This is a genomic window from Streptomyces sp. MBT53 (assembly GCF_016654115.1).
Lineage (GTDB): Bacteria > Actinomycetota > Actinomycetes > Streptomycetales > Streptomycetaceae > Streptomyces.
On the sequence record NZ_JAEQAZ010000308.1, the window covers coordinates 1 to 6,780 of the forward strand.

Here is a 6,780-nt window from a genome sequence, read left to right on the forward strand (position 1 = left end):
CCTGCGAACTCCCCCTCCCCTACGGTCCCCCGGGCACGACGGACTGGTCACGCGCGGCCGAACACATCGGAACGCCCGTCAGTGGCATGCGGCTGCGCGCCCTGCACGTGGGCGGCGCGCTGCACGGCCCGGTCGCCCACGGCCTGGCCTGCGGAGCCCTCCTCTGTGTCAGCAACGGCTCCCTGTGGAACGCGCCGGCCTGGCACGGCAGCGGCTACGCCGGTGAGCGCCGACGGCTGCGCGAGTGGTGGGGCATCACCACCCGCGCCGAATGGCAGCAGCATCTGCGCAACCTGCTCGCCGCCGAAGCGTCCAGCTCCGTATGGGAGTTCGCGCTGAGTCTGCGCCGCACCATCGCCCGCGACTTCGGCGGCCACGTCGACACCGGCTACTGGCGGCAGGCCGTCGCCACCGTCATCCGCGCCGACTCCGAGGGCTCCACGGTCATCACGGAGGACGGCGTCACGAAGACAGACCCCCGCCCCGCCTCCGAGACCGAGGCCCGCATCGAGGGCGTGCAACGCCTCATCGGCCGCATCACCCGCTACGAGGCCCGGATGCGGGCCGACGGCATCCTCGACGAGAACCGCCATGTCACCTCCGTCGAGGCCTGGGACCTGGGCCGCGCCTCGAAGATGGCCCGCTGGGGCCTGGGCGCCCGCTTCTGCACCCTGCCGGAGACCGAGTCGGCCCTCGTCCGCGCGGGCCGCGCCGCCTCCCTCGCCTACCGCTCCTGGCCGGACTTCTCGGCCGGCTACATCCTGGGCCGCTGCCTCCACTTCGACGAGGAGGAGTTCGGCCCCTGGTACCAGGACATGGTCGCCGCGCACCGCATCCTGACCTCCGACCCCGGAAGCCCCTGGCTGAACATCCCGTTCCGGTAGGCCGGTTGAGGGGTGGCAGGCGCACCCCGGGGGACCTACTGCAAAAAAGCGTGACACTTCCACACCAAAGCGTCACACTTCTACGGAGAGGGTCCCCTCCCCCGGGACAGGGCGCCGCAGTTCGAGCCGGCGGACCCGCCCGGCGGCTAGCGTGCCCCCATGTTCCTCGAACCGCTCACGTCGACCGAGGCCGGTGCGCTGCCCGGTGAGCTGCTGACCGAACTCGCCGCCCTCTACGCCTCCCACCACGCGTTCCACGCCCTCAGCGGCGACTTCCCGGACCCGGAGAACATCCGGCCCGAGCAGGTGGCGACGGCGCTGGCCGACGAGCTGGCCGACCCGGCGGTGGAGGTACTGCTCGCCCGCAGCGCCGGCCGCCTGACCGGAATCGCGATCACCCTCGGAACACACCCCGACCCGGCCGACGAAGACCCCTGGATCGGCCTGCTGATGGTGGACGCCGCACAGCAACGGCAAGGCCACGGACGGCAGTTGGCATCCCTGGTCGAGGACCGCTTCCGCACGGCCGGCCGAACCGCCGTACGCCTGGCCGTCCTTGACAACAACCCCCAGGCCCTCGCCTTCTGGACCACCCTCGGCTACGAGGTCATCGACCACCGCCCCGACCGCCAACTCGGCCGCCCCTGCACGGTGTTGCGCAAGCAGCTCCGCACGACCCGCCACTCCGCCCGCATCGCGGTACTGGACCCCACCGGCTCCGTCTTCCTCTTCCGCTACGACAACTCCGAAGCCGGCGGCGTCTTCTGGGCCCTGCCCGGCGGCGGCCTCGAAGGCGACGAGACCCCACGCGAGGCCGCCCTGCGCGAACTCCAGGAGGAAACCGGCTGGACCGACCTGGAGCCCGGCCCCCTGCTGTCCACCAGGGAGGTCGACCTCACCTTCGCCGGCACCCGGGTCCACCAGTACGAGCGCATCTACGTCACCCACGGCCCGCACCGCGAACCCACCGGCGCCCACCTCACCGCCGCCCACGCCCAGGACGGCATCCTCGCCTGGCGCTGGTGGACGCGGAAGGAACTGCGGACCACGACCGAGACCGTGTGGCCCGCCGAACTCGCCGTACTCCTCGACGAGTTGGACGAGAAGGGCACGCAGGACTGACCCGGGCCACACTCCCGGCACCCGCCGATGTCAGCGGCCGTACGTCTCGCTGAAGCAGGTCAGTGAGCGGTCCCGGCGCCCCGGATGGCGGCGGGACTCGGCCGGGTGGCCGAGCGGGACGAGCAGGGCGATGTGCAGGTCGTCCCGGCCGTCGATGCCGACGGCCTTCTTGACCGCGGCCTCGTCCCAGCCGTTCATCGGGCTGGTGGCCAGCCCCGCGGCCTCCGCGGCGACCATGAGGAAAGAGGCGGCGATCATGGCGTCCTTCACCGCGTACTCCCGCTCGAGACCGCGCTCCCGCAGATCCTCGTGAAAGAGCCGCGCGTCCTCGGGCGAGGCCGCCGCGAACCGCTCGGACCACGCACCACCCCGCCGCGCCGTCTCCCAGACATCACCGCGGTCCTCGCGCCAGGCACCGGACTCGGCGACGAACACCAGCGTCACCGGCGCCTCTCGAGGATGCGGCTGCCCACCGGTGGCCTCGGCCAGCGCCCTGCGCCCCTCTTCACCGCTCACCACGACGACGGACCGGGCCTGGAGATTGAAGCTGGACGGAGCCTCCAGAGCCAGCTCGACCAGTTCACGCAGCAGCGGGGCCGGCACCGGATCGGGCCGGTAGTGGCGGATGCTGCGGCGGGACCGGATGACCCGGGACACCGTGGCGTGATCCGTCGCGAGCGACTCCACAGACATGAGACCAATCCTTCGACGTCGAACTATCTGACATCGAGAGGTTATGCAGCGGACTAGGGTGAGGTCAAACAGTTCGTTGTCGAATTAATGCGGCCGAAGCAATGACTGAAGCAAGCGAACAGGAGGCGAACCCATGAGCGATGCCGTCACCCGTGACGCCGTCGACGACTTCATGGGCCAGTGGGCCACCCGGCGCACCGACCTGGACCTCGACGCCATGGGCACCATCGGCCGCGTCCTGCGGCTCTCACGGCTGGTCAACACCCGGCTGAAGGAGTACTTCGCCCAGTACGACATGGAGACCTGGGAGTTCGACGTCCTCGCCACCCTGCGCCGCAGCGACCGACCGCTGACGGCGAAGGCACTGGCCTCCAGCGTCATGATCGGCTCGGCCGCCCTCACCAACCGCGTCGACAGACTCGTCGCCCACGGCCTGGTCACCCGCGACTCGGTCCCCGGCGACCGCCGCAGCCTGCACATCGCGCTCACCGACGCCGGACGCGACCTGGTCGACCGCGTGGTGGAAGGCCACGTACAGAACCAGATCCAGATCCTCTCGGCCCTGGAGAACACCGACCGCGACGAGCTGACCCGGATGCTGCGCACCCTGCTGATCTCCCTGGGAGACACCCTCTGAGCGGCGGCCCGATTCAGCCCGTCAGGCGTGGGCCGGCTTCCCGTTCCCGTACAACCAGTCCCGCCAGATCCCCCCGAAGTCCTTCCCCGGCGCCATCCGCTCCACGTACGCCGTGAAGTCGGCGGTGTCCGCGTTGCCATGACGGTGGGCGGCGGCCCAGCCCTGGACGATGTCGTAGAACCGGCTGTCGCCGACCGTCCGCCGGATCTTGTGCAGCACCATCGCGCCCCGCTCATAGACCGGACTGTCGGAGATGTGCGCGGCGGAGCTGGGCCGGGCCGGCGGAAAGGCCCAGACGGCCTCGCTCTCGGACGGGTCGTCGAAGTAGGTCCCGTCGTAGAGCGCGTCGAACGACTCCTGGGCCGTGTCGCCGCCGTGGTCCTCGGACCAGAGCCACTCCGCATACGTCGCGAAGCCCTCGTTGAGCCACATGTCCCGCCACGTCTTCGGGGTGACGGAGTCGCCGAACCACTGGTGGGCGAGTTCGTGGACGAGGAGGGCGGTGTCGGGGGCGCCGGGGAAGAAGGGCCGGTTCTGCGTCTCCAAGGCGTACCCCGCATCACCCCGCCGATCGACGATCGCACCGGTCGAGGAGAAGGGATACGGACCGAAGTTGTACTCCTCCCACTCCATGATCTCCGGGATCCGCGCCAGCGCCTTGCGGCTCGCGGCCGCCTCCTGCGGATCAACCGCCGTGTACACGGGGAGGCCGTTCCCCGCCGTCGTACGGGTGATGTCGTAGTGGCCGATCGCGACCGTGGCCAGATAGGTCGCCATGGGCTGGGCGGTGCGCCAGCGGTAAGTCGTCCTCGTACCGGCGGTGTTCGTGGTCTCAGCCCTCAACTCCCCGTTGGAGACGGCCTGCAGACCCTTGGGCACGGTGATCGCGATGTCGTAAGTCGCCTTGTCGGAGGGGTGGTTGTTGCCGGGGAACCACGCCATCGAGCCGACCGGTTCACCCAGCGCCACCGCACCGTCCGCCGTGCGAAGCCAGCCTTCCTCCGAACCGTCAGGGTCGGTGATCGTCCCCGGGGCGCCGGAGTAACGCACGGTCGTCTCGAACGTCCCGCCCTTGCGGAGGACGGAGGGCGGACGGACCGTCAGCTCCTGTCCGCTCCGGCTCCAGCGGGCGTTCCGTCCCCCCACCGTCAGCGACTCGACCGTCATGCCCTTGAAGTCCAGGTGAAAGGAGGAGAGATCGGCGGTGGCGCGGGCCGCGATGGTCGCCGTACCGGTCAGGGTGTGGGAGTCGTAGGCGAGGGTCAGGGCGTAGTGGCTGACGTCGTAACCGCCGTTGCCCGCCTGCGGGAAGTACGGGTCGTGCAGACCCGCACCGCCGGATGTGCCCCGGACACCCGCGCCCGACCCCGACCCCGTGCACGCGGTCGGGGCGAGGACCAGCACACAGGCGAGGGCCATGGGAACGAGCCGTACGGATCGGGGCACGTCCGCGATCCTATGAGTCGGGAGCTCGTACGCTCGGCTCCATGCCCCGCTCCGCCAAGAAGCCCCGCCGACTCGTCGTCAACGGACGCACCTACCTCTGGAGCCTGCGGCACAGCCACAGCCACAGCCACAGCCACACCGACAGCCAGTCCCTGGGCTGCGTCCACACCCTCACCCTGCGCCCCCAGCCGCCCGGCACCGGCGGTCCACTGCGCATCGTCTTCGCCGAGGGCCCGGGGCGGTACGTCCCGGGCGGCGCCCCCTTGGGCTCAGGGGACGTGGGATACGTCCAGGGCGCGTCCCTCAACCTGCACGAACCCGGCGCCGTCCGCGCCCTGCTCGACGCGGCGGCGGCCCAGGGCCGGCTGCCACGACCGGAAAACCCGCAGGCCACGGAGGTCGACGGCTGGCCCCTCCTGGAGATGGCCGCAGCCGCACAGAACAAGGACGGGGACCACCCCACCGGGCCGGCGTGAGTGATCGCTCCGGCTGCCGTCCGCCCTCCCGAACCGTGACACCATCACCTACGTGCTCGACATCGGCTACGCCCTCTCCAACCGCTTCCCGGACCCCCCGCAGACCGACTACCGGCGCGCCGACGTCCACGCGCTGCGGCACGACCTGTTCTGCGGTGACGTGTATCTCGCCGACACCAAGGCGGACCGCGAGGTGGCCACGGCCTGGGGCTGGGTACCGGTGCTCGACTTCGCGTGGGCGCTGTGCGACATCGTGGAGCGGATCGACCAGGACCCGGCGGGCTCACGGGCGTCCCGACCGCAGCGGGCGGAGCTGGACTTCACCGAGTCCACGGACCGGATGCTGTTCGAGCGCCGCTTCGGCTGGGTGGACGTGGAGGCCGACTGGATGCGGCGCGACGAGGAGCCGTTGACCTTCTCGCACACCGAACTCCGCCGCGAGGCAAGGGACTTCCTGCACGACCTGATCGCCGACCTGGTCGACATGCACGACGCCCTCGGCGAGAACCCGGCGATCTGGACGCTCCAGGCGAAGTTCCCCCGCGTGCGGTGACCGGCTGGGGGCTGCGCCCCCAGGCTCCGCTCACCCCTCCACCCGAATCCCCATCTGCACGGCCAACACCGGCGCCAGATCCAGCAGTTGCCCCATGCTGATCACGGCCCCCGACAGCCGGTCGATGCCCCGCGCGATCTCCAGCTCGGCAGCCCCGCGCAGATCCACGTCCATGAACGTCACCCCCGTGAAGTCCACCCCCTTCAAAACGCAGTCCACGAACTCGACCCGCTCCAGCCGGGCATCGAGAAAGTCCGGCTCCACGAGCACGCACCCCTCGAACACGACATCCCGGAGCCGCGCCTTGCGCAGGTTCAGATAGTCGATCTTCCCGCCCCGGACGACCACCCGCTCCAGCACGGCACCGTGCAACTGCACACCCCCCATCCTGGCGTCGACGATCTCGACATCTCTCAGGGTCGACTCCGCGAGATCGGTACCGACACCCCGTATGCCGGTGAGGACCGAGTCGAGTACGCGCGCATGATGCAGCCGCGTCTCGTCCAGCGCGCACCCCGTCAGCGCGCAGTCCATGAACCGGGCGCCCCCGCCGTCCTGCCCCGCGAAGTCCTCGTCCCGGATCTCCAGCCCGTCGTAGTCCCCGTCCGGCTCCAACCCCCCACCCCCGTAAGCCTCCAGAGCCGGCAACCGCACCTCCGGCCGCCGCGCCCCCTTCACACCACCCGTCCCACCAGCCGCTCTCCTCGCCATGCCCCCATCCTGCACCCCACCACTGACAACGAGACCGACGCACCCTTGACCTCAAGCGCACTTGAGGTCGAAGAGTGACCCCATGCACGCCATCCGACTCCACGCCTTCGGCCCCGCCGAGAACCTCATCTACGAAGACATCGACGCCCCCTCCCCCGCCCCCGGCCAGGTCCGTATCGCCGTAGCCGCAGCCGGAGTCCACCTCCTGGACACCGTCCTGCGGAGAGGCGAACGGGGCCCGCTGCCCGAACTCCCGCC

Annotated in this window: 8 protein-coding genes and 1 pseudogene; 6 read left to right on the top strand and 3 right to left on the bottom strand. The window is 70.5% G+C overall.

Annotation, left to right across the window (positions count from 1 at the left end; genetic code table 11):
• Window positions 1–884: DUF1266 domain-containing protein (locus tag JHN45_RS49065; RefSeq protein ID WP_201055962.1), on the top strand; the 884-nt coding region annotated here is incomplete at its 5' end.
• Between the two features lie 159 nt (window positions 885–1,043).
• Entirely contained in the window at window positions 1,044–2,006 is a 963-nt protein-coding gene (locus JHN45_RS49070) for a bifunctional GNAT family N-acetyltransferase/NUDIX hydrolase (protein WP_201055963.1), read from the top strand.
• A gap of 30 nt (window positions 2,007–2,036) precedes the next feature.
• Here the strand turns inward: JHN45_RS49070 and JHN45_RS49075 are convergent, their stop codons facing one another.
• The gene (locus tag JHN45_RS49075) at window positions 2,037–2,699 is read right to left on the bottom strand and encodes a nitroreductase family protein (protein ID WP_200717035.1); all 663 of its coding nucleotides are present in this window, start codon (window positions 2,697–2,699) and stop codon (window positions 2,037–2,039) included.
• Between the two features lie 133 nt (window positions 2,700–2,832).
• Here JHN45_RS49075 and JHN45_RS49080 point away from each other — a divergent pair, with 133 nt between their 5' ends.
• Window positions 2,833–3,336: a MarR family winged helix-turn-helix transcriptional regulator gene (locus JHN45_RS49080; protein ID WP_201055964.1), complete on the top strand. Its 504-nt coding sequence runs from the start codon at window positions 2,833–2,835 to the stop codon at window positions 3,334–3,336.
• Between the two features lie 21 nt (window positions 3,337–3,357).
• Here the strand turns inward: JHN45_RS49080 and JHN45_RS49085 are convergent, their stop codons facing one another.
• Complete coding sequence (locus JHN45_RS49085; protein WP_307783430.1) at window positions 3,358–4,782, bottom strand: M1 family metallopeptidase; 1,425 nt, start codon at window positions 4,780–4,782, stop codon at window positions 3,358–3,360.
• A 41-nt stretch (window positions 4,783–4,823) separates the two neighbouring features.
• Between JHN45_RS49085 and JHN45_RS49090 the strand changes: the two genes are divergently transcribed.
• Window positions 4,824–5,258, top strand: coding sequence for a hypothetical protein (locus JHN45_RS49090; RefSeq protein ID WP_200717037.1), 435 nt, complete (start codon window positions 4,824–4,826; stop codon window positions 5,256–5,258).
• A 52-nt stretch (window positions 5,259–5,310) separates the two neighbouring features.
• Window positions 5,311–5,811: a hypothetical protein gene (locus JHN45_RS49095; RefSeq protein WP_201055965.1), complete on the top strand. Its 501-nt coding sequence runs from the start codon at window positions 5,311–5,313 to the stop codon at window positions 5,809–5,811.
• Window positions 5,812–5,841: 30 nt separating this feature from the next.
• Here JHN45_RS49095 and JHN45_RS49100 read toward each other — a convergent pair whose 3' ends face one another.
• Window positions 5,842–6,522 carry a pentapeptide repeat-containing protein gene (locus JHN45_RS49100; RefSeq protein WP_236584960.1) on the bottom strand — a complete coding sequence of 227 codons (681 nt, stop codon included), beginning with the start codon at window positions 6,520–6,522 and terminating at the stop codon, window positions 5,842–5,844.
• Window positions 6,523–6,604: 82 nt separating this feature from the next.
• On the opposite strand from JHN45_RS49100, the pseudogene JHN45_RS49105 reads away from it, so the two are divergent.
• Window positions 6,605–6,780: pseudogene (locus tag JHN45_RS49105) on the top strand (oxidoreductase); the annotation flags it as partial.